General features: G+C 50.6%; 17 protein-coding genes. 11 read left to right on the top strand and 6 right to left on the bottom strand.

Annotation, left to right across the window (positions count from 1 at the left end):
• The first annotated feature begins 47 nt into the window (after positions 1 to 47).
• From ACOZIO_RS03630 to hemB, 3 genes are all read left to right on the top strand, one after another.
• Entirely contained in the window at positions 48 to 1,334 is a 1,287-nt protein-coding gene (locus ACOZIO_RS03630) for an HlyD family secretion protein (RefSeq protein WP_129951661.1), read from the top strand.
• Positions 1,321 to 3,420 carry a peptidase domain-containing ABC transporter gene (locus ACOZIO_RS03625; RefSeq protein ID WP_129990420.1) on the top strand — a complete coding sequence of 700 codons (2,100 nt, stop codon included), beginning with the start codon at positions 1,321 to 1,323 and terminating at the stop codon, positions 3,418 to 3,420. Before ACOZIO_RS03630 ends, ACOZIO_RS03625 begins: the two co-directional genes overlap by 14 nt.
• Positions 3,421 to 3,663: 243 nt before the next feature.
• A complete protein-coding gene (gene hemB / locus ACOZIO_RS03620) occupies positions 3,664 to 4,638 on the top strand; it encodes a porphobilinogen synthase (RefSeq protein WP_129990419.1) in 975 nt (324 codons plus the stop codon).
• 61 nt (positions 4,639 to 4,699) lie between these two features.
• On the opposite strand, the gene ACOZIO_RS03615 is transcribed toward hemB, so the two are convergent.
• The 3 genes from ACOZIO_RS03615 to ACOZIO_RS03605 form a co-directional block, all read right to left on the bottom strand.
• Positions 4,700 to 5,731, bottom strand: coding sequence for a glycosyl hydrolase family 18 protein (locus ACOZIO_RS03615; protein WP_129951658.1), 1,032 nt, complete (start codon positions 5,729 to 5,731; stop codon positions 4,700 to 4,702).
• Between the two features lie 86 nt (positions 5,732 to 5,817).
• Complete coding sequence (locus ACOZIO_RS03610; protein WP_129951657.1) at positions 5,818 to 6,492, bottom strand: acyl-homoserine-lactone synthase; 675 nt, start codon at positions 6,490 to 6,492, stop codon at positions 5,818 to 5,820.
• A gap of 81 nt (positions 6,493 to 6,573) precedes the next feature.
• Positions 6,574 to 8,883 (bottom strand): glycoside hydrolase family 18 protein, encoded by a 2,310-nt coding sequence (locus tag ACOZIO_RS03605; RefSeq protein WP_129951656.1) that lies wholly within the window; start codon positions 8,881 to 8,883, stop codon positions 6,574 to 6,576.
• 267 nt (positions 8,884 to 9,150) lie between these two features.
• On the opposite strand from ACOZIO_RS03605, the gene ACOZIO_RS03600 reads away from it, so the two are divergent.
• A complete protein-coding gene (locus ACOZIO_RS03600; RefSeq protein WP_129990418.1) occupies positions 9,151 to 9,879 on the top strand; it encodes an autoinducer binding domain-containing protein in 729 nt (242 codons plus the stop codon).
• Positions 9,880 to 9,941: 62 nt separating this feature from the next.
• Here ACOZIO_RS03600 and ACOZIO_RS03595 read toward each other — a convergent pair whose 3' ends face one another.
• Positions 9,942 to 10,157 (bottom strand): YgdI/YgdR family lipoprotein, encoded by a 216-nt coding sequence (locus ACOZIO_RS03595; protein WP_129951654.1) that lies wholly within the window; start codon positions 10,155 to 10,157, stop codon positions 9,942 to 9,944.
• Between the two features lie 413 nt (positions 10,158 to 10,570).
• On the opposite strand from ACOZIO_RS03595, the gene ACOZIO_RS03590 reads away from it, so the two are divergent.
• From ACOZIO_RS03590 to opgB, 6 genes are all read left to right on the top strand, one after another.
• Entirely contained in the window at positions 10,571 to 11,695 is a 1,125-nt protein-coding gene (locus tag ACOZIO_RS03590) for a branched-chain amino acid ABC transporter substrate-binding protein (RefSeq protein WP_129951653.1), read from the top strand.
• Positions 11,696 to 11,867: 172 nt separating this feature from the next.
• Positions 11,868 to 12,782 carry an ABC transporter permease subunit gene (locus ACOZIO_RS03585; protein ID WP_129951652.1) on the top strand — a complete coding sequence of 305 codons (915 nt, stop codon included), beginning with the start codon at positions 11,868 to 11,870 and terminating at the stop codon, positions 12,780 to 12,782.
• A gap of 13 nt (positions 12,783 to 12,795) precedes the next feature.
• On the top strand, positions 12,796 to 14,082 hold the full coding sequence (gene livM, locus ACOZIO_RS03580; protein WP_205951568.1) for a high-affinity branched-chain amino acid ABC transporter permease LivM: 1,287 nt from the start codon (positions 12,796 to 12,798) through the stop codon (positions 14,080 to 14,082).
• The gene (locus ACOZIO_RS03575; RefSeq protein WP_129951650.1) at positions 14,079 to 14,972 is read left to right on the top strand and encodes an ABC transporter ATP-binding protein; all 894 of its coding nucleotides are present in this window, start codon (positions 14,079 to 14,081) and stop codon (positions 14,970 to 14,972) included. The genes livM and ACOZIO_RS03575 overlap by 4 nt, the downstream gene beginning before the upstream one ends.
• The gene (locus ACOZIO_RS03570) at positions 14,969 to 15,685 is read left to right on the top strand and encodes an ABC transporter ATP-binding protein (protein WP_217137648.1); all 717 of its coding nucleotides are present in this window, start codon (positions 14,969 to 14,971) and stop codon (positions 15,683 to 15,685) included. Before ACOZIO_RS03575 ends, ACOZIO_RS03570 begins: the two co-directional genes overlap by 4 nt.
• 509 nt (positions 15,686 to 16,194) lie before the next feature.
• Positions 16,195 to 18,501: a phosphatidylglycerol--membrane-oligosaccharide glycerophosphotransferase gene (gene opgB, locus ACOZIO_RS03565; protein ID WP_421594936.1), complete on the top strand. Its 2,307-nt coding sequence runs from the start codon at positions 16,195 to 16,197 to the stop codon at positions 18,499 to 18,501.
• Between the two features lie 202 nt (positions 18,502 to 18,703).
• Here the strand turns inward: opgB and ACOZIO_RS03560 are convergent, their stop codons facing one another.
• Positions 18,704 to 19,435 (bottom strand): SDR family NAD(P)-dependent oxidoreductase, encoded by a 732-nt coding sequence (locus tag ACOZIO_RS03560; RefSeq protein ID WP_129951647.1) that lies wholly within the window; start codon positions 19,433 to 19,435, stop codon positions 18,704 to 18,706.
• A 99-nt stretch (positions 19,436 to 19,534) separates the two neighbouring features.
• Here ACOZIO_RS03560 and ACOZIO_RS03555 point away from each other — a divergent pair, with 99 nt between their 5' ends.
• Positions 19,535 to 19,915: a winged helix-turn-helix transcriptional regulator gene (locus tag ACOZIO_RS03555; RefSeq protein WP_129951646.1), complete on the top strand. Its 381-nt coding sequence runs from the start codon at positions 19,535 to 19,537 to the stop codon at positions 19,913 to 19,915.
• Between the two features lie 167 nt (positions 19,916 to 20,082).
• Here ACOZIO_RS03555 and ACOZIO_RS03550 read toward each other — a convergent pair whose 3' ends face one another.
• Positions 20,083 to 20,949, bottom strand: a complete 867-nt coding sequence (locus tag ACOZIO_RS03550) for a LysR family transcriptional regulator (protein WP_129951645.1) — start codon at positions 20,947 to 20,949, stop codon at positions 20,083 to 20,085.
• Positions 20,950 to 21,006: the final 57 nt, after the last annotated feature.

Genomic DNA, 21,006 nt, shown 5'->3' with positions numbered 1-21,006 from the left:
TTTCAAAGATTCTGTTTTTACAGCTGGTTATTCTGGAACACGTAAATATGCTCTTTCGTAAAGAGGTGAATGAACATCAGCAAAGCCACTGGGCGGGCAAGGCTTTATTACTCGCAGGGTGGCCTTTATGGATTGTGACGACACTTACCGCCCTTTTCCTGTTTGCTTTACTGATGTTCCTTATCTTTGCAAATTATACACGCCGCATTAACGTCAGCGGTGAAATCATCACTCAGCCGCACAGCATTAATTTATTCAGTCCTGAGCAGGGCGTGGTGACAAAATTATATGTCGACACCGGTAAACCCGTAAAAAAGGGCCAGCCACTCTATGAGATCGATGTCAGCCGCGTGACACAGGCGGGGAATGTCAGCACCACCACACTTGCCGCGATTAAAAAGCAGCGCGAACAGATAGATTCCATTATCGCTCAGCTGGAACACAATAAGCAGGAAACGCTGCAAAATTTGCAACAGCAACTCGATCAGTATCAGAAAGCACATGAAGTCTCACAAAGCATGGTGGATTCGGCTCAGGAAGGGCTGGATGCCATGAAAAAAAGTATGCAGAACTACGGGGCATATCAGAAGAAGGGCCTGATCAACACTGATCAGCTGAATAATCAGCGCTACCTGTTTTATCAGCAACAGACATCGTTTCAGAGCCTGAATACCCAGGCGATTCAGGAAGCGTTGCAGATTACCAATCTGCGCAGTGAGCTGGTCACGCGGGCAGCGGAGTTCGATAACCAGATTTCGCAATACGGCTACCAGCGCAATGACCTTGAGCGACAACTGGCACAGGCCGATGCCAAAGGTTCCTTGCTGATCACCGCGCCGACCTCCGGCAAAATCTCCTCACTGAGCGTCACGCCCGGCCAGATGGTTAACGCGGGCGACAGCCTTGCGCAACTGGTACCAGCCAGTAATTCCCCGTTCTTCCTCGTTGCCTGGCTGCCCAATGAAAGCGTGCCTTACGTGAAAGCGGGCGAGCACATTAATATTCGCTATGAAGCTTATCCGTTTGAAAAATATGGCCAGTTCCCGGGCACGGTGCAGTCGATTTCTTCGGCACCGGTTTCTGAACAGGAACTGAATTCCTACGCCAGCGCGCCGCGAACGCCTAACGGTACGGTCAGCGGGCCGTATTACAAAGTGATTGTTTCACTGGATAAAAAAGCCATGAACTGGCACGGCGAGACGCTGAATTTATCCAGCGGCATGAAAGCCGAATCGACATTATTCCTGGAGAAGAGGCCGTTGTATCAATGGATGCTGTCTCCGTATTACAGCATGAAGAAGAGCGTGGTGGGGCCAATCAATGAATCTCGATAACGTACGGGAGCTGGCTGACCGCCTGCACTTTAGCTGGCGTCACCGTGTGCCGCAGATTATTCAAACAGAGGCTGCCGAGTGCGGGCTGGCCAGTCTGGCGATGGTCTTTGGCTATCACGGCAAACACGTTGATTTACAGAGTCTGCGACAGCGTTACGGCATTTCTTCACGCGGCGCGACGCTGCGTACGCTGATGGATATCGCCACGGCCAATGAGATGAAGTCCCGCGCACTAAAGCTGGATATCGATGAGCTGAATGCGCTGAAAACGCCGTGTATTTTGCACTGGGATCTCAATCACTTCGTGGTACTTGTTGGTGTGAAACAGGGCAAAGTGATTATTCACGATCCGGCCTTTGGCCGTCGTTCGCTTGGCATGCGTGAAGTGTCTGAACATTTTACCGGCGTGGCGCTGGAACTGTGGCCGGACAACGGTTTTACCTCGGAGAAACCACGCGTCAGACTGGATTTGCGCAAAATGATGGGCAACGTCAGCGGGCTTATTCCGGCGCTGACCAAAATCTTCTGCCTCTCGCTGATGATCGAATCGGTCAATCTGTTGCTGCCGGTCGGGATGCAACTGGTAATGGACCATGTGATCCCGGCCAAAGACCCGGATTTACTGACACTGATTTGCCTCGGCTTACTGTTTTTCATCATTTTCCGCACCGGCGTCAGTATGTTACGTGCCTGGACATCGCTGGTGATGAGTACGCTGATTGATGTGCAATGGAAAGCCCGGCTGTTTGACCATCTGATGAAACTGCCACTCGATTATTTCGAAAAACGCAAACTCGGTGACATTCAGTCGCGTTTTACTTCGCTCGACACACTGCGTACCACGCTGACCACCAATGTGGTGAACAGTATTATTGACGGCATTATGTCGGTCGGATTAATTGTCATGATGGTGCTGTACGGTGGTTGGCTGATCTGGGTGATCCTGGGTTTTACCGCGATTTATGTGGTTTTCCGCCTGACAACCTACAACGCATACCGGCAGGTTTCAGAAGAGCAGATTGTAAAAGGTGCGCGTGCCGGTTCGCACTTTATGGAAACCCTGTACGGCATCAGCACGCTGAAAGCGCTCGGTTTATCGAAATCCCGCGCCAATTTCTGGCTGAATCTGAACATTGATAACGCCAATGCGACGGTGCGCAAAACCAAGTTTGAAATGATGTTTACCGGCGGCAACACGCTGATCGCCACCCTCGATCAGGTCGCGTTGCTGTGGCTTGGGGCGACGCAGGTCATCGACGGCCATATGACGCTCGGGATGTTTGTTGCGTTCAATACGTATCGCGGTCAGTTTTCCGAACGTGCGGCCAATCTGCTGAACATGGTATTACAGTTGCGGATGCTTTCCCTGCACCGCGACCGTATCGCCGATATTGCGCTGACCGACACCGAAAAGTCGCTGCCGGAGCGCGAATTGTTGCGCGCGGGCGAGGCAGCTTCGCTGGAGGTGCGGGATCTGGTTTTCCAGTACGACAGCCTTTCCGCGCCGCTGATCAACGGACTGAACCTGTCAGTCGCGGCCGGTGAAAGCGTGGCCATTACCGGGCCGTCGGGGCAGGGTAAAACCACACTGATGAAAATTATGACCGGTTTGCTCACGCCGACCGAAGGGCGGATCCTGATCAACGGCATGGATATCACCACAGCCGGGCTGAACAATTACCGCAGCTGCATCGCCTGTGTATTACAGGATGATACGTTGTTCGCCGGATCTATCGCCGAGAATATTGCCAGCTTCGACGAACAGAAAGATGAGGCGCGTATTGTCGATTGTGCACGCCGTTGTAATATTCACGACGATATCGAACGGATGCCGATGGGCTATGAAACGCTGATCAGTGAACTGGGTGGCAGCCTGTCCGGCGGGCAGAAACAGCGTTTGCTGATTGCCCGCGCACTGTACCGTCGTCCGGCGATATTGTTTCTCGACGAGGCGACCAGCCATCTGGATCTGGATAACGAACTGCGGATTAATCAGGCGATCAGTGAACTGGATATTACGCGGATATTTATCGCGCACCGGCCTTCTACCATTGCCTCAGCCGATCGCGAGATAAAACTGGGGTAGGAATCCGTCATCCTCCGGGCCGCCCTGATGCGAACGGGAGGATTCAGTGAACCGGCCGATTGTTGAGGTAAAATTGCGGCCGGTGTTACATCTGCTCACGGAAAGTTCATCATTTGTTTAAAAGTTATTATAAAATACTGGCTCCATCGTCTGACGGCGCTGCATTGCCTCCTGCCGTCTGAACTGTCTGCGCTCCTGTTTCTCAAAAATATCAGTGCAACAGATTAATTTTTAGGAGTTTTCATGTCGAATCAGTTCCCGAGCTCACGCCTTCGTCGCCTGAGACAGTCCGAATCCCTGCGCACGCTTTTTCAGGAAACCGAATTTAGCGTCAATGATCTGGTACTGCCGATTTTCGTAGAAGAAGAAACCTCTGAATACGTACCCATCGAAGCCATGCCCGGCGTACTGCGCATCCCTGAATCCCGTCTGGCGTTTGAAATCGAACGCTACGCCCGTGCCGGTATCCGCTCGGTGATGACGTTTGGTATTTCGCATCACATGGATGCCACCGGCAGTGATACCTGGAATGAAAACGGTCTGGTCGCGCGTATGGCGCGTATCTGCAAAGACACCGTGCCTGAAATGATCGTCATGTCCGACACCTGTTTCTGCGAATACACTTCACATGGCCATTGCGGTGTGCTGCATGACCACGGTGTGGATAACGACGCAACCCTGATCAACCTTGGCAGGCAGGCTGTGGTAGCCGCCGCCGCCGGGGCAGATTTCATCGCGCCATCCGCCGCTCAGGACGGTCAGGTGCAGGCTATCCGCAGTGCGCTTGATGAAGCCGGATTTATCGATACCTCGATCATGGCCTATTCCACCAAGTTCGCGTCTTCGCTGTACGGACCTTTCCGTGAAGCGGGCGGCAGCGTGCTCAAAGGCAACCGCAAGCAATATCAGATGAACCCGATGAACCGCCGCGAAGCCGTGCGTGAATCGTTGCTGGATGAGCAGGAAGGTGCAGATGCACTGATGGTGAAACCTGCTGGCGCGTATCTGGATGTGATCCGTGATATCCGTGAAGCCTCCCGTCTGCCACTGGCGGCGTATCAGGTCAGCGGTGAATACGCGATGATCAAGTTCGCCGCACAAGCCGGTGCTATCGATGAGCGTGCCGTGGTGCGCGAAAGTCTTGGTGCGATCAAACGTGCAGGCGCAGATATTATCCTGACCTATTTTGCCATGGATATTGCTGAAAACGGGCTGTAATTTCTTTTTATGCTTCAAACGAAAAACCGGGCTTCCGCCCGGTTTTTTGCATTACAAAAGCTTAACGGGAAGGGCATACGAATCTGCGGTTTTTGGTTGCCGGGTGGGACTCGAACCAGACCCGGCCACTGTGAAGGGTTGTCCCCGGCGCGGTGGTGGCCGGTGTTAAACCCAATACAAACAGCTGTGAATATTCGCCTGCCACTCTCTGTTCAGGATTACTGCTGGTTTCGAGATCAACATAAGTATAACCGGATGGATGATCACGGTTAAATGACCATATACCGATAAAACTCAACGGGTTAAGCTTAGCAAACCGTGTTAGGGTATTGACATCGTCCAGTTTGAACATGCTGGCATCATCGTTGAGACCAATCATGGGCGTAACGGCCACTTTGGCCAGGCGCCGGGCTTCGGAAAGATCAGGGTAAAGAAGCAGCAATTGTGTACTGATGCTCAGTGCCGCCTCTACAGCAGCTCTGCCCATATCCGTTTGTGTTGCCGGGTCATTATCCGGATCGCCATAATCCATCGCCATACCATTGACACTAAACTCCAGACCCGCATTTTTTGCCAGCCTGAGGATCTCCACACCGCTCAGATTCAGGCCGGTAGGCAGGGTCGGCAGGGTAAAACTGATGGCAACGTCAGGCCTGAGGCTGACAACTCTTTTCAGAGCCGCACATATTTTAGCGGCATCAAACAGCCCGTTTTCCAGATCGAAATCCAGCCCTTTGGCTCCGTACATGTCTATAGTGGCAATGTAGATCTCTTCAAGTTCCACGATACTGAAATGGGTGGAGATATCGGAATTGGCGGCCCCGCCAAATGAGATGATGACAGAAAGCCCGGCGCTGTTAAGCTCATCCGCCAGCGGCAGTGCCCACTCTAAAGGCATGGCAGAACTTGCCGCCCAGCACGGGGTATTGGTTTCCGTATCCAATGTCAGAAACCCAAAAATTAACCCGTCAATTTTCCACCTGAGGGCCTGTTCGTAATAAATGGGATTAGGTCTGCCATTCGGATATTGTTGCCAGTCACTCCACAACGCATTAATAGTGACGTCAATAAAAGGTAAATAAGAATTTGACATGATATTTCCTTAATAAATTAATAGGGATTGAGGATTAACAGTCAGGGTTTATCTACTGCGGTTGTTCACGGATATAGCAAGGCGCTTCATTTGGAATGGTTAAAAAGGGCTTCCTCCGTTTGCTGATTGATATTCATAAAAATAACCACGGTTTGTGCGCTGCCTATTTTGACTACATTCCCCACCCGGTAAATCGAAACTCCCTGGATCACCAGTAAGCGTTCAATGGCAGCAGTGGTGACAAAGACATATTGTGAAATCTGGTTGCGTTGTGCATATAAAACTAAATTACGCAGGAGCCGGACTACCGGGCCAGAGAATCCGTATCCCCCGGCGTCATGACTCTTTTCAAAGGAAAAACGTGAAAGTTCGCAGACTGATGCAGAACAGGGAAGGGGAGCCTGACTTTGCCACAAATCAGGAAAAACTTCGCTGAGCATATAAGGGGCCGTGGTGGGCAAAAGGCGCACACAGCCTTTGACGTTATTGTTAATATCGGTAGTAATAATATAATCAGTGTCGATAGTGTCGAAACGATCTGTTTCCTGCTCATTGAAACTTTCTACATCCCATTTCAACCGTTGTTTAAATACACGATGCCGAAGTTGAAACATCGATAATAAGAGCGTCTGATTTCTTCTGCTTCCGGAAATACATCCGTGAAGTACGGCATGTGAAACAAGGCGTGGGTCTGTTATATCAATATCTGTATTGTCGGAATGAAAAATGCTCTCCGGCGTGATAATTTCGGCTTGGCTCATATTCAATACTCATTCGTTAATAATCAGTGCAGGCTAATCACCGCCTGCACTGATAGTCAGTGATAAATAGCGGGAAATCCGCTACATATTACGACCCGGATTACGCCCGCGTGGTGCGCAGCATCCCCCTCTCACGCCCGGGCAGTTTGGTTGACCTCCGACATTGCCGGAGCCTAATTTCAACCATGGATCCCCGCCGGCTTCATCCAACGTGCCTGGCTCTGTTCCCTGAGTCCACCATTTCGCTTCATAATTACTGCCCTCCCAGCTAACACGGTCGCCCTCATTATAAGTCTCCGTGGCGCTCCATTGCGGATACCCGGTTGCCGCCTGAACGGTAACATTGTAAGCCGCAGTGTCGCTCGCTCCGCTGATATCAGTCACGGTCAACTGGAACACCAGTGAATGATTAATCAGCACGGTTGGCGCGGTGTAAGTCAGCGTTTCACCGGTCACGGATGTGGCAGTGACATCTGCTGGTAAACTCCAGAAGTAGCTCAACACTTCGCCGTCAGGGTCATACGAGTTTGCCGCGCTGAGTGTACCCGTTGCGCCGCTGCTGACTGTTTTACTGCCGGAGACTGCCGCCACCGGAGGCTCATTCACGCCACCTGCGACCAGGAAGGTATAGGTATCAGTACCGGTTTTGCTGCCATCAGAGACGGTAAGTGAAACGGTATAACTGGCCTGATACCCTGCGGCAGGCACCCGCAGGTGAATAATCGGGTCTGTCAGGCTGCCGCTGACAATTAAGCCCGACGGGACATTCCACTGATAAGTGATCGGGTCACCGTCAGGATCGTAGGAATGACTGCCATCAAAGGTAAGTTGGGTAATCGGAGAGACCGGGCTTTTTGGCCCCACGATTTGCGCGACCGGTGCGCGATCGAGCGGATCAACGCTGGCATTAATACCTTTAAAGTAAAAAGGTGCCATATCAATGGCTTGTGTCACTATCGGGGCACCCAGCCCTTCACGCGCAGCATTGACCAGCAGACCGTTATCCTGATCGGCAGTCCAGGTAAATACGCCTCCCAGCCCTTTTGAGCGGGCATATTCAGCTTTCGCTTTTACGGTACGCGGCGTATCCAGAGAGATAAATAATTTAGAAGACGAGCTGTACAGATAGTCTGCGTCAGCCTTTTCATCGGTATAGAGTTCGAAGCCGTTTTTCCCTTTTTGCGCTTCCAGATCCAGATAGTTATAAATAATGTCATACCATTCTGAGCTTCCTGACTCAAAAGTCCCCGTTGTCGTTGCGGCACCTGGTTCATAGGTACCGACCAAAGGTGACAGTTGAGAGATCGCCGCATTACGCGCATTACGGGTATAACCTGCGTAGCCAATGTTGATATTACTCTGCGCCACACCTATTGAAATCAGATAGTCAACTGCGGCATCCACGCCATAGCTGGTTTGTTCTGTTTTATGCAGGTTCGTATGATGATTCAGTGCCGGAGCCCATGGCGTACCGAAGAAATCGTAGGTCATCACGTTAATTCCGTTCAGACCTGCAGCCAGCAGACCCGGGATGTCGGCTTTCGCCAGAACCGCCGGATCGGCTGAAGAGGCGATACTGATTCTGGTGTTTGGCAATCCGGCATTGTTGAAAGCTGCCCGCAACTCTCTCATTAAAATGACATAGTAAACACTGTCGTCATCGCCATAAGGGTTGTTATTGCCTGCTGCTCCCGGATATTCCCAGTCAATGTCGACTTCTGTGAACATCGGGAAACGTTTGAAGATATCCACAATGCTGGCACAGAAGCGAACACGCTGTTGGGCATCGCGTGACATGTTGTAAAAACCGTTACTCATGGTCCACCCACCCACGCTAAATGAGAGAACCAGATCATGACCGAGTGTTTTTGCTTTTTTCTGCAAATCCCGCAGACCGCCTAAAATCCCCTGAACTTTTTCCTGCTGGAAATCGTCAGGCATGGTGATGTCTTTATAACTCGGGAAGCCATTATTGACGTAGGTTTGGGTATCACCCCAGACATCGAGGAAAGTAACAGAGCCGTCCTGATCGTGAATACCAAATGCTGCTGCCCCGCTGGAGATGGCTGCAGATTTCTCACCCAAATCACCAAGAATGCCGACAAAACCCACAATTAATTTGTCGAATGCCGTTGGCGAAACAAGTGCCAGGTCAACGCCACGGCCGCGATCTGCGGGTTGCTGGCTGCCTTGCAGGCGGCCATCATATTGTGACCAGTCGGTGTAATAACCAAAGACTTTTGGGCGACCTGCAGTGTTGTATTTGTTATATACCGGTTTAGCTACGCGGGCTGCGGTATAACTGAATTTTTCGGTATCAACGGCGGGATCAAATCCGTCGATCAGATAAGATTCAGTTGTCGCGGCATCGGGTTTTGTAATTTTAGACATAAATTTTCCTTAACAGTTAGCATTCTGAATTATCAGCATGATATAAATTTGAAACAGCATTTCGTCTTGGAACGTGAATTATTTTGGCTGTAATTCTGTGTTGTGCAAATTGGCCTGTTAATTTTTTAATTTCAATAAGTTAAATTAAATAAACTAAAAAAAATCAAAAACCTGATACTTATTACAGGTATTGCAGGCAGTTTAATTGACAGGCAATCGAGCCTTCCTATAATCATTGCAACGCTGTGTTTGGATGAGGAGAGGGAAATGTTCCCTGGAGATTGCATTTGCACGAAATTCAGCGACTTAAATTATTGTATGGATGACCAGATAAAATTAACTTTGGATAAGTGGTTATACTCAATTCGATTCGACAGCTATGCTTATGTTATAACGCCGAGAAAAGGCTTCGATGATTTTTTTATTCTTGAAGGTTTTAACGCCAGCTGGCGCCGGCAATATATGGAAAATGGGTTTCATAAAATAGACCCTATTATTAATAAGGCTCAGAATTATCAGCAAGCTCATATATGGAGCAGTGTGTCGCTTTCGGGAAGTGATCGCTTTTTAAATTGTGCGAAGGCGCATGGTATCCGGTATGGATATTCCATGTCTTTACCGATAAATGACCAGTATATAGGCGTGCTCAGTGTGGCACGAAAAGAAGATATATTTGTTTCGCAAAAGGAATCCATGAATATTATTGGAATGATTACAGTGTATTTGCACAAACTTAATAATCAATTTTTAATGGATTTTAATAATAAACTTATTGATAAGATAGGTGATTTAACGCCGCCAGCAATACTGACTTCAAGAGAACGTGAATGTTTGGTCTGGCTTGCGGAAGGGAAAACCAGTTGGGAAATAAGCCGGATTCTGTCAATTTCAGAAAGAACAGCAGTATTTCACATTAACAATTGCATGACCAAACTTGGGGCTAAAAATAGAGTGCAGGTGATAATGAAAGCCATGAGAGCCAATATTATTAAATAAAACGGGCCTGTCACTGGCAGGCCACATTTTGCCTTCGTGTCAGATGACTGGCCCCGTCTTACCTACTTTTTCACAATACCCGCAATATCATTGGTGTTCATCAGGTGATAATCGCCGTTCATGTCGGTATAGCTGGTCATACCGGTATCGCGGTCACGATCCGGTTCACCGTGGGCGAAAAACTGGTCGCCGGATTTCGTATTAATCACATAATCGCTGGCACAGCCGGTTAATGCCAGGGCCAGAACCCCGGCCGTCAGGCAGAATAATTTCTTCATTGTTCAGCAGGTTCCTGTTGCAATCATTTGCCGGCATTACAAAACAAACTGCCGTAAGAAGCAAAGAATAAAAATGTCACTAAGCGTAATAGTGCGTGCAAAACCGCGATTGTGCACCAGCACGGTGCGATGTGATCCCGTCGTTGTTTCTGTGACTTGTTCGTAACGCTCTTGCGCCGCTATCTATACTCACATAACCCGTAACATTCTCAAAGGTTCTGTAACACTGGCAGATATTTTGCTTATGTCTCTTACCTTTGATGTTTTCACCCCTGGTGATAAGCGGGGAATCCTCAGTCTCAAGATTAAGCATTAAATTTCACATTTTCAGATGACGACTTCGTGTTGGTGTTTTTGCTACATGCGTTTTCCTTCACCCGTTTTGCATTAACTCAGTCCTAAGGATCATGATGATGTCGATGAAATTTATTAAAAGTCCTCTTTCTTTGTTGCTGGCAGGCTGTCTGGTCACGGCGTTTTCTGCGCGTGCGGATATCGTGATTGGCGTCGCCGGCCCGTTCACCGGCCCGAATGCCACCTATGGCGATCAGTACTGGCATGGTGCCACACAGGCCGCTGATGACATTAATGCCGCAGGCGGAATTAACGGCGAGAAAATCAAACTAGTGCAGGGTGATGATGCCTGCGAACCGAAACAGGCCGTTGCGGTGGCGAACCGTCTTGTTGATCAGGATAAAGTGCAGGCGGTTGTCGGGCATTTTTGCTCATCTTCTACCATGCCAGCGTCCGAGGTTTATAACGATGCCGGAATTATCGCCATCACACCGGGTTCAACCAACCCGCAAATCACCGAACGTGGCATGAGCGATATGTTCCGCATGTGTGGACGTGACGACCAGCAGGGGCAGGTTGCCAGCGATTACATCATTGACAAGCTGAAAGCCAAAAAAGTGGTCATTATCCATGATAAAGATACCTACGGGCAGGGGCTGGCGGATGCCACCAAAGCGGCGCTCAACAAGCGTGGCGTGAAGGAAGTGATGTACGAAGGGCTGTCGCGAGGTGAAAAAGATTTTAACGCGCTGGTCACCAAAATCAGTGCGCAGAAACCGGATGTGGTGTTCTTCGGCGGTTGCCATCCGGAGGCCGGTCCGCTGGTGCGCCAGATGCGTGAGCAGGGCGTGCAGGCCACCTTCTTCTCCGGTGACTGCATCGTGAACGAAGAAATGGTCACCGCCGCAGGTGGCCCGCAATACACCAACGGCATCCTGATGACCTTTGGTAAAGACCCGCGCCTGATCCCGGAAGGTAAAGCGGTCATCGATAAATTCCGTGCCAGCAAGTTTGAGCCGGAAGGTTATACCCTTTATTCCTATGCCTCCGTTCAGGCCATTGCCGCAGCGTTCAAAGCCACCGGCGGCAGCGATTCCGCCAAAGCCAGCCAATGGCTGAAAGCCAACAGCGTGGATACTGTCATGGGCAAAAAAGCCTGGGACAGCAAAGGCGATCTGAAAGTTTCGGATTACGTGGTTTATAAGTGGGATGACAAAGGCAAATATCAGGAAGTGAAAGAATAAAGCACGCTTATTTGCCATTTGAACCCGGGCAGTGCTCAGTGACCTTACGTATTCTATGTACGCGACGGTTCTTGTGCGCTGACCGGGTCCGGACGGCTGTAGCGATAATGTTTTATTCGCTTTAATGAATGCGCCTTAGCCGGGCGCGGTCACAAAAAGAGACTGCGTATTTATGGATTCATTCTTTCTGCAACAGTTATTTAATGGCATCACGCTGGGTGCTGTTTACGGATTGATCGCCATCGGCTACACCATGGTTTACGGTATTATCGGCATGATTAACTTCGCACACGGCGAAGTGTATATGATTTCAGCTTACCTCTGCGCCATTGCGCTGGCACTGCTCTCTTTCTTCGGACTTCACTCTTTTCCGCTACTGATCCTGGGCACTCTGGTGTTCACCATCGTGGTCACCGGCGTTTACGGCTGGGCAATTGAGCGCATTGCCTATAAGCCGTTGCGTAATTCGACCCGCCTTGCACCGCTGATTTCTGCTATCGGCATGTCGCTTATCTTACAAAATTACGCCCAGATCAGTCAGGGGCCGCGGCAGCAAGGTATTCCGACCCTGCTGGATGGCGCGTTCCGTTTTCATATCGGCGAAAGTTTTGTCCAGATGACCTACACCAAAATTTTCATCCTGCTGGCATCACTGGTGGGCATGCTGGTTTTATCGTGGATTATCAGCCACACCAGACTCGGGCGGATGTGTCGCGCCGTGCAGCAGGACAGAAAAATGGCTTCGATACTGGGCATTAATACTGACCGTATCATTTCGCTGGTCTTCATGATGGGTGCCGCGATGGCCGGGCTGGCCGGGGTGCTGGTGACCATGAACTACGGCACGTTCGATTTCTATGCCGGATTCATCATCGGCATCAAAGCCTTCACCGCCGCGGTGCTTGGCGGGATCGGCTCATTACCGGGCGCGATGCTCGGCGGGCTGATCCTGGGGATCGCCGAAGCGCAGTTCTCAGGCATGGTGAATTCCGATTATAAAGACGTATTCTCCTTTGGATTGCTGGTGGTGATCCTCATTTTCCGCCCTCAGGGCCTGCTGGGCCGTCCGGTCGTGACGAAAGTGTGAGGAAAATAAAATGATGTCACAAACTGCTGTGAACAGTGGCTTTTCACTGAAACGCTGTCTGCTGGATGCCATTTTTGCCGGGCTGGTGGCGCTGATTATTTTCGGGCCGGTGGTTGGCGTGGTGCTCGATGGCTACAGTTTTAATTTCCATAGTCAGCGCCTGGTCTGGATGATTGTGGCGGTGATGTCCGGCCGCTTCCTGCTCAGTGTATTTTTAGAAACGAGGGCCGGACAGAAAATGCGTGCGCGTTTCGAATCTGACAGCGCGGGTGTGTATGTCCGCGCGCCGGATGACAAAAGCAATCTGCGCTGGATTATTCCACTGCTCCTCGTGCTGGCGATTTTCTTTCCGTTCGTCGCCACCAAATATATTCTGACGGTTGCCATTCTGGGGCTGATTTATGTCCTGCTCGGCCTGGGACTGAATATCGTGGTCGGTCTGGCTGGTTTGCTCGACTTAGGGTACGTGGCGTTTTACGCCATTGGTGCATACGGACTGGCGCTGGGATATCAGTACCTCGGGCTGGGGTTCTGGTCGATGCTGCCGCTGGCGGCGGTGATGGCCGCACTGGCAGGCGCTTTGCTGGGTTTCCCGGTGCTGCGTATGCACGGGGATTACCTGGCGATCGTGACGTTAGGTTTCGGTGAAATTATCCGGCTGGTGCTGACCAACTGGTTATCTTTCACCGGTGGCCCTAACGGGATATCTGCCCCTCCACCCACTTTTTTCGGTCTGGAATTTGGCCGGCGGGCGAAGGAAGGCGGCGTGCCGTTCCACGAGTTTTTTCATCTGACTTATAACCCGAACATGAAATTTATCTTCATCTATGCCGTGCTGGTTCTGGTGGTGTTGCTGGTGTTGTTTATCAAACACCGGCTGACCCGCATGCCGATTGGCCGGGCGTGGGAAGCGTTGCGTGAGGATGAAATTGCCTGCCGTGCGATGGGGCTCAATCATGTGCTGGTCAAACTGTCTGCCTTTACGCTCGGCGCGTCCACTGCCGGTATTGCGGGGGTGTTTTTCGCCACGTATCAGGGTTTCGTTAACCCGACGTCTTTCACCTTTTTCGAATCTGCCCTGATCCTCGCGATTGTGGTGCTGGGCGGTATGGGTTCAACCATCGGCGTGGTACTGGCAGCATTTGTGCTGACCGTCGCGCCGGAACTGTTACGCAGCTTTGCTGAATATCGCGTATTGCTGTTTGGCGTATTAATGGTGGTGATGATGATCTGGCGGCCGCGCGGCTTAATCCGCATCAGCCGCAGCGGGTTTGCCGTGCGCAAAGGAGTCGCACCATGAGCGAAGCGTTAGCCGATGACAATATCCTCAGTGTTGAACATTTGCGTATGCATTTCGGCGGTATTAAGGCGCTGAACGATGTGAATCTTGCGGTGAGACGCGGTTCGATTACCGCGCTGATCGGCCCGAACGGGGCAGGGAAAACCACGGTATTTAATTGCGTTACCGGTTTCTATAAAGCGTCCGGCGGCAATATTTTGCTCAATACATGCCGGCGCACCACCAATGTGATCCAGGTGCTCGGACAGAAATTTCAGCCGGATGACTGGATTAAACCGGCGCAGCTGGGCAAACGTATTTTCTACAAAATGTTCGGTGGTACGCACCTGGTCAACCGCGCCGGGCTGGCGCGAACTTTTCAGAACATCCGGCTGTTTCGTGAAATGTCGGTGGTTGAAAACCTGCTGGTGGCGCAGCACATGCAGACTAACCGCAACCTGATTGCGGGCGTGCTCAATACACCCGGTTACCGCCGGGCTGAAAATCAGGCGCTTGACCGCGCATTTTACTGGCTGGAGGTGGTGGAACTGGTCGATTGCGCCAACCGGCTGGCGGGGGAGATGTCTTACGGTCAGCAGCGGCGGCTGGAAATCGCCCGCGCAATGTGTACCGCGCCGGAAATGATTTGCCTGGACGAACCGGCTGCCGGTCTGAATCCGGTGGAAACACGTACGCTGAGTAAAATTATCCGTTTCCTTCGCGATCATCACGATATTACCGTCCTGTTGATAGAACATGATATGGGCATGGTAATGGAAATTTCCGACCATATTATCGTGCTCGACCACGGCGACGTGATTGCCGAAGGCATACCGCAGGTTATTCAGAATGATGAAAAGGTCATCGCCGCGTATCTGGGTGCTGATGAAGATGACGAGGTCAGCTTATGAGCGACACGATGCTGGAATTTCGCGATGTGAATGTGTATTACGGGGCGATTCAGGCATTGCAACAGGTGTCTCTGAAGGTGAATCAGGGAGAAACCGTGGCGCTGATCGGCGCCAATGGTGCCGGAAAATCAACGCTGCTGATGTCGATATTCGGTCAGCCACGCATACAGAGCGGGCAAATCCTGTTTCGCGGAGAAGATATCAGCCGCAAATCGACACACTTTGTGGCCTCGGCGGGAATTGCACAATCGCCGGAAGGGCGGCGCGTTTTTCCGGATATGACCGTGGAAGAAAATTTACTGATGGGCACCATTCCTGTCGGGAATCAGCATGCGGCAGAAGATCTGCAAACCATGTTTGCGTTATTCCCGCGCCTGAAGGAACGCCGTAAACAGCGGGCGATGACCATGTCCGGTGGCGAACAGCAAATGCTGGCGATTGCCCGTGCGCTGATGAGTCGTCCGAAGCTGTTACTGCTCGATGAACCGAGTCTCGGGCTGGCACCCATTATCGTGAAACAAATTTTCCAGACCCTGCGTGAACTGGCGAAAAGTGGCATGACGATCTTTCTGGTGGAGCAAAATGCGCATCATGCGCTCAGGCTGTCTGACCGGGGTTACGTTATTGTCAACGGGCAAATTCGCCTGAGTGGGACGGGAGAAGAACTTTTGCATAATCAGGAGGTGCGCAAAGCCTACTTAGGCGGGATCTGATCCCCGTCTCCCTGAAGCTGCAGCTGTATTGGCTGCACTTTCTTATCTGAATCACTCAATTGTGTCTGCGCATTGTGCGTTGCTCGCCGGGCTTAACGTCAGTGATTACGCGTATCTCAGCCAGTCACCTCTAATAAGGTTTATTCCGAATTTGTTAATTTTCAACCGCCCTCCACATTTCACTCACAGTATTCCGCTATCATAAGATTCTTACTGAAAAGTGACCATAAAGTTAAATTTCTGGGTTATCATGCGAAATCAGCCGTCAAAAATTTGTAAAATACCATTTTTTTAGGCGAAATCAGTGACCTGAAGCCGGGTGAAGGCGTTGACCCGTTCAGGCTCAACAGGCTATATAGCGCTATCCGTTTTTGGCATGAATTTTCCTGTCTCAGGGATGAAGTGAATGATCCAGGTCATTCGCTCGATGAGTTGAACCGTCGGCGCTGCTCGCAAAACAGCAGAAATGGGTCGTAGAGTTTATTGTTTTAATCAGACAGGGTGCTGAAATGGCTTCTGAGATAATTTCATTTGTATTATTTCTTTCTTCTATTTTTCTCTACGTCACGCGGGCGTCGTCCAGCCGTGTCTGGTTTTCACTGGTGCTGTTTTTCCTCGGGCTTTACGTCATTCTGAATGTCATCCTGATCGGCAGCAATTATTTCACTGGCGAAGGCATCACGGACGCCGTGTTATATACCGTCACCAGCAGCCTGAAAGGGGCGGGGCTCAATAAATATATCCTGCCGTTTATCGGTTTACTGGCGGGGCTGATTGCCGTATTTGCTTTGCTGGCGTGGGGGCTGAAGCAGCGTCGTGCTAAAAACAGCAGTGCCGTCTACAGCGCACTGGCCGTGGTACTGGCGGTCTTTTCCGTGGGTTCCACTCAGGCATTCCAAAACATTTCCCGGCTGGTCAAAACGCAAATTTCCGGCAACGGCGCAGATTTTAATACCTATTACAAAGTGCCCGAAAAAGTCATCAAGGGCGCGAAAAAACCTAACCTGGTTTATATCTATGGCGAGAGTCTGGAACGCACTTATTTTGATGACAAGGTTTTCCCCGGCCTGACGACCGAATTAAATCGCCATAAAGCGCAGAGCACTGATTTCACTAATACCAAACAGTTGCCGGGCACGGGTTATACCATCGCCGGTATGGTGGCTTCCCAGTGCGGGATCCCGCTGTTTGCGCCGTTTGATGGCAATGCCTCCAGTGCACTGGCGACCTTCTACCCGGAAAACGTGTGTCTTGGCGACGTGCTCAAAGGTGCCGGCTATACCAACTATTTCTATCAGGGCGCAGAACTGGCTTTCGCAGGTAAAGGTACTTTCCTGAAATCCCATGGCTTCGACCATCTTTATGGCTACAACGAATTGCGTCCGACCGTGGCGGATCCGTCTTACAAAAACGACTGGGGTTGGTATGACGACACCTTGCTGGATGAAGTGTATAAAAAGTTCATCACGCTGAGTCAGGAAGGTAAGCCATTTTCACTGTTCACGCTGACCGTTGACACGCATCATCCTGATGGCTTTATTTCGCGGGGTTGTACCAGCAAGGAATATAAAGTGAACGGTAAAGCTAACCAGTCACTGAGTGCCGTGTCCTGTAGTCAGGAACTGATTGCCGCCTTTATCGATAAGATTAAAAAGTCCGGTTATTTTGATAACACCGTCATTGTGGTGTCTTCCGACCATCTGGCAATGAACAACACGGCATACAACATTCTGACTAAACAGAACCGTAAAGACCTGTTCTTCGTCCTTGACGGGCGTCATCCGGTGGGTGAGCTCAATGCGGCGAAACGCAGTACGCTGGATAATGGTGCGACCATACTGGATATGATGGGCGGCGATAACTATATCGGTCTCGGCCGCAGCGGTGTTTCTGCGACCTCGATGACCGCGCAGTTCCTGAATATTGATGACAAAGTGAATGCCTGGAAACCGGCGGTCATCAAACAATGGGGCTTCCCGAACAGCATCAAAAATTATGCGGTGAATACCAAAGACAGTACCTTTACTTTCTCCGGCATGACCATCAAAACGCCGTTTATTCTGAAGGTCACGGGAGACAAAATTGAACCGATGTTCGATGTCTATCTGTCAACGCCGTTGAAAAAACAGCTGGCCGGACTGGCGACCAGCGATAACTTTGTCTGGGTCGATAAATGCTACGAAATGGGCCGTGTGTGGGCACCGGAGTTGTCGCTCAATACCGGCCTGTGTGTTGCATCGGGCAACCTCGGGGCGAAGCCGACAATTGTGCAGGCCACCGGCGATACCTTCAAAGGTAAAGTAGACTTCGCGAAAGACACGTCGGGCAGTAACGCCATTTATCAGCAAACCCTGAATGCGTTGAACATTGACGATGCGGCCACTACCTACCAGTCGAAAGCCATTGCCTTTATGGTGCCGGGATTGCCGGAGCAGGTAAAAGCGATTACCGGTGTGTCTGCCGTTGAAAACTGGGGACGTTGGTCAGATGCCAATCTGGCACCGTCGGTGAAAATTGATTATGTCAAACCGCTGCCCGCTACTTTTGATGTGGTGATCCGCGCACGTGCTTACGGTAATAATATTGATAAGCCGGTTTCTGTCCGCGTCGGGGATCAGGAACAGTTTGTGACCTTTGGTGATACTGACGGCATCGTGAAAGTACAGTTCACCAACCCGGGGGCGGAGCAGAGTATCGTGATCACGCCGCCGGAGCCGACTGAGCCCACCGAAGGGACCAGCGGTGGCTTCCAGCCGCGTAAGCTGGGCATCGGTATGGTTTCGCTTGAAGTTCAGCCGGTGGATCCGCAGTCTTAATCTGCAGTTTGCCGCAAACATTAAAACCCGCCCCGGCGGGTTTTTTATTGGCAGCAATGACCCATGTTAAAAAGGCGATATTGCCAGTCCCATAGCCAAACCTGCCTTTCTTCTCCAATGTGATCGGCCAAAATTAAGAACAGCTGGCTGCCCAACGAAATCCTTTTTGTGGGCAGTTTAGTGCCAGAGGCAAGCGCTACAACTAAACCTGTGTCAGCCCACCGTCCACACAGATTTCTGCTCCCGCGATATAACTGCTTTCATCGCTCGCCAGGAAGAGTACGGCGTTTGCGACTTCTTCAGGTTTGCCCATTCTTGCTAACGGTATTGCGCTGATTATCCCATTACGCAGTTCTTCGGAGGCTGCAAGCATCATTTCCGTATCGACAGGGCCAGGGGCGACCACATTAATTCGAATACCGCGGGCTGAGAGTTCATGTGTCCATGTGCGGGCAAAAGAACGAAGTGCCGCTTTACTGGCGCCGTATACACCATATCCCGGCGTGCCAATCACATCGGCAATCGAACCTATCAAAACGACGCTCGCTCCCTTTTTCAACAGGGGAAGTGCTGCCTGCATAGCGAAAAGCGGTGAGCGCACATTCAGGCCGAAAATAGAATCAAAATGTGCCGGGGTGACGTCATTAATTGTCGAGTATTCTGCCATTCCGGCATTAATGACCAGCACATCTATCTGGCCGGACTCTGTCTCGATCAAATCAACGATCCGTGTCAGTTCGCTTATCTGGCTGACATCAGCACGTAGCGGTCTGGCGTTGCCCTTTATCGTGTGACCGGCGGCGTCTAACTCCTCATCCCGCCGGGATGTGAACCAGGTTGTCGCACCTTCACGGGCAAATCTCTGACTGATTGCAAGACCAATGCCTTTTGCTCCGCCCAGTATCAGGGCCACTTTGTTGTCTAATCTTCTCATCTGCTTACTCCTGTTCGAATGGAAAAGAGATGATATAATTTTTATACTTAATAACAATTACGCACTTTACGTAAACTAAGTATGCCGGAGTATATCGCTATGACACAGATCGATAGCAGTGACTTAAGAGATGTAGGAAAAACCCGTCCTGTTCTTGAGAACATCACTAACAAATGGTCGATTTTAATTCTCACGGTGCTTTGCACTAAACCATCCCGCTTTAATGAACTCCGTCGCCGGTTAGAGGGGATCACTCACAAAGCCTTGTCCGATGCGCTTAAGCGTCTCGAACGTAATGGGTTGGTATACCGCAAGGTACTTCCTACTTCGCCGGTGAGTGTGGAATACAGTCTTACCGCGTTGGCACGGACCCTACAGGAACCGTTTATTGCACTGTACGAATGGGCGCTGGAGCATGGAGCAGAAATGGAGCGGGCCCAGGAAATGTATGACGCTTCCCGGGTGAAAGAGATGAGTTAAAAATAAGAGTTACTGTCGGCCGGGCAGGGGACCGACGGTAATCAGGCCTGCGTTCTGGCTGACGTCCGCTTCTTGCTGCTCATTAAAATATCTTGCGGACGGTTTTGTGTCAGAAGCGGACATTGATGACAATCATTGTATTAATCAATTAAAAGCCTGTCAGTTCACTACCGCTGTTTATGCATCACCCTGGTCAGCATCTGGCAGAAGGCCTCGCTTGCGGGATTAAAGCGGTATTCGTTCACGCGCAACAGGCAATCTACCGACGGCAGCGGCATCATCATCTCAAACCCGGACACGTTACAAACCGCTTTATCAATGCTGTATTGATTGATTATGCCCACACCCAGGCCAGTCGTTATCGCTGCAAGCATACCCGCTACCGAGGGGCACTCCAGCATCACAGTAAACGGAATTTTTGACTGACGAAGTTTTTCCTCGGCCAGGCTACGGTAATAGCAATCCGGTCCCCACGTAATAAGCTTCAGGCACTTATCAGATTCATACCGCCACGCAGGCGTTGCGCACCAGTATAACTTTTCACTCCATAATACCTGGTCTTCCGGCGATGCCGTGCCCGTGAAATCCTGATGTAAGATGATTTCCAGACTTCCTTCAGAAAAATGCTGACGAAGGAGATGACTTTGCTCAACAACCAGCTGTATATCCACTTCAGGATGGTGGTGCGTGAAGGTTGAGATAACCCCACATATTTCGGTCATTGAGATGTGTTCCGTGACTCCAATTCGCAGCTTTCCACGGAGTGCAGAAGGAGAAAAATAGGCCACGGCATTATCGTGCTCCGTGAGTATATTTTCCGCATGGCGCAATAAAACGCTGCCTTTTTCCGTCGGAACGGTTTTACCGTCGATGCGCGTAAATAGCTGACATTGAAGATGATCTTCAAGCCGTCTGAGCTTCCAGCTTACGGCGGACTGGCTCAGATTGAGGAGTAATGCAGCCTTACTCATATTGCCCGTTTGCACCACAGTTCTGAAAACTCTGAGCGAATCAACGGAGAGTCGTTTATTCATTTTTTATGACAAAAGTTGGTTTACATCGGGAAAGAATGTCACTGGTGTCATATTCAG

It is taken from the genome of Rahnella sp. PD4, from assembly GCF_049199325.1.
GTDB lineage: Bacteria > Pseudomonadota > Gammaproteobacteria > Enterobacterales > Enterobacteriaceae > Rahnella > Rahnella perminowiae.
This window is presented reverse-complemented; position numbering and strand designations above follow the sequence as displayed.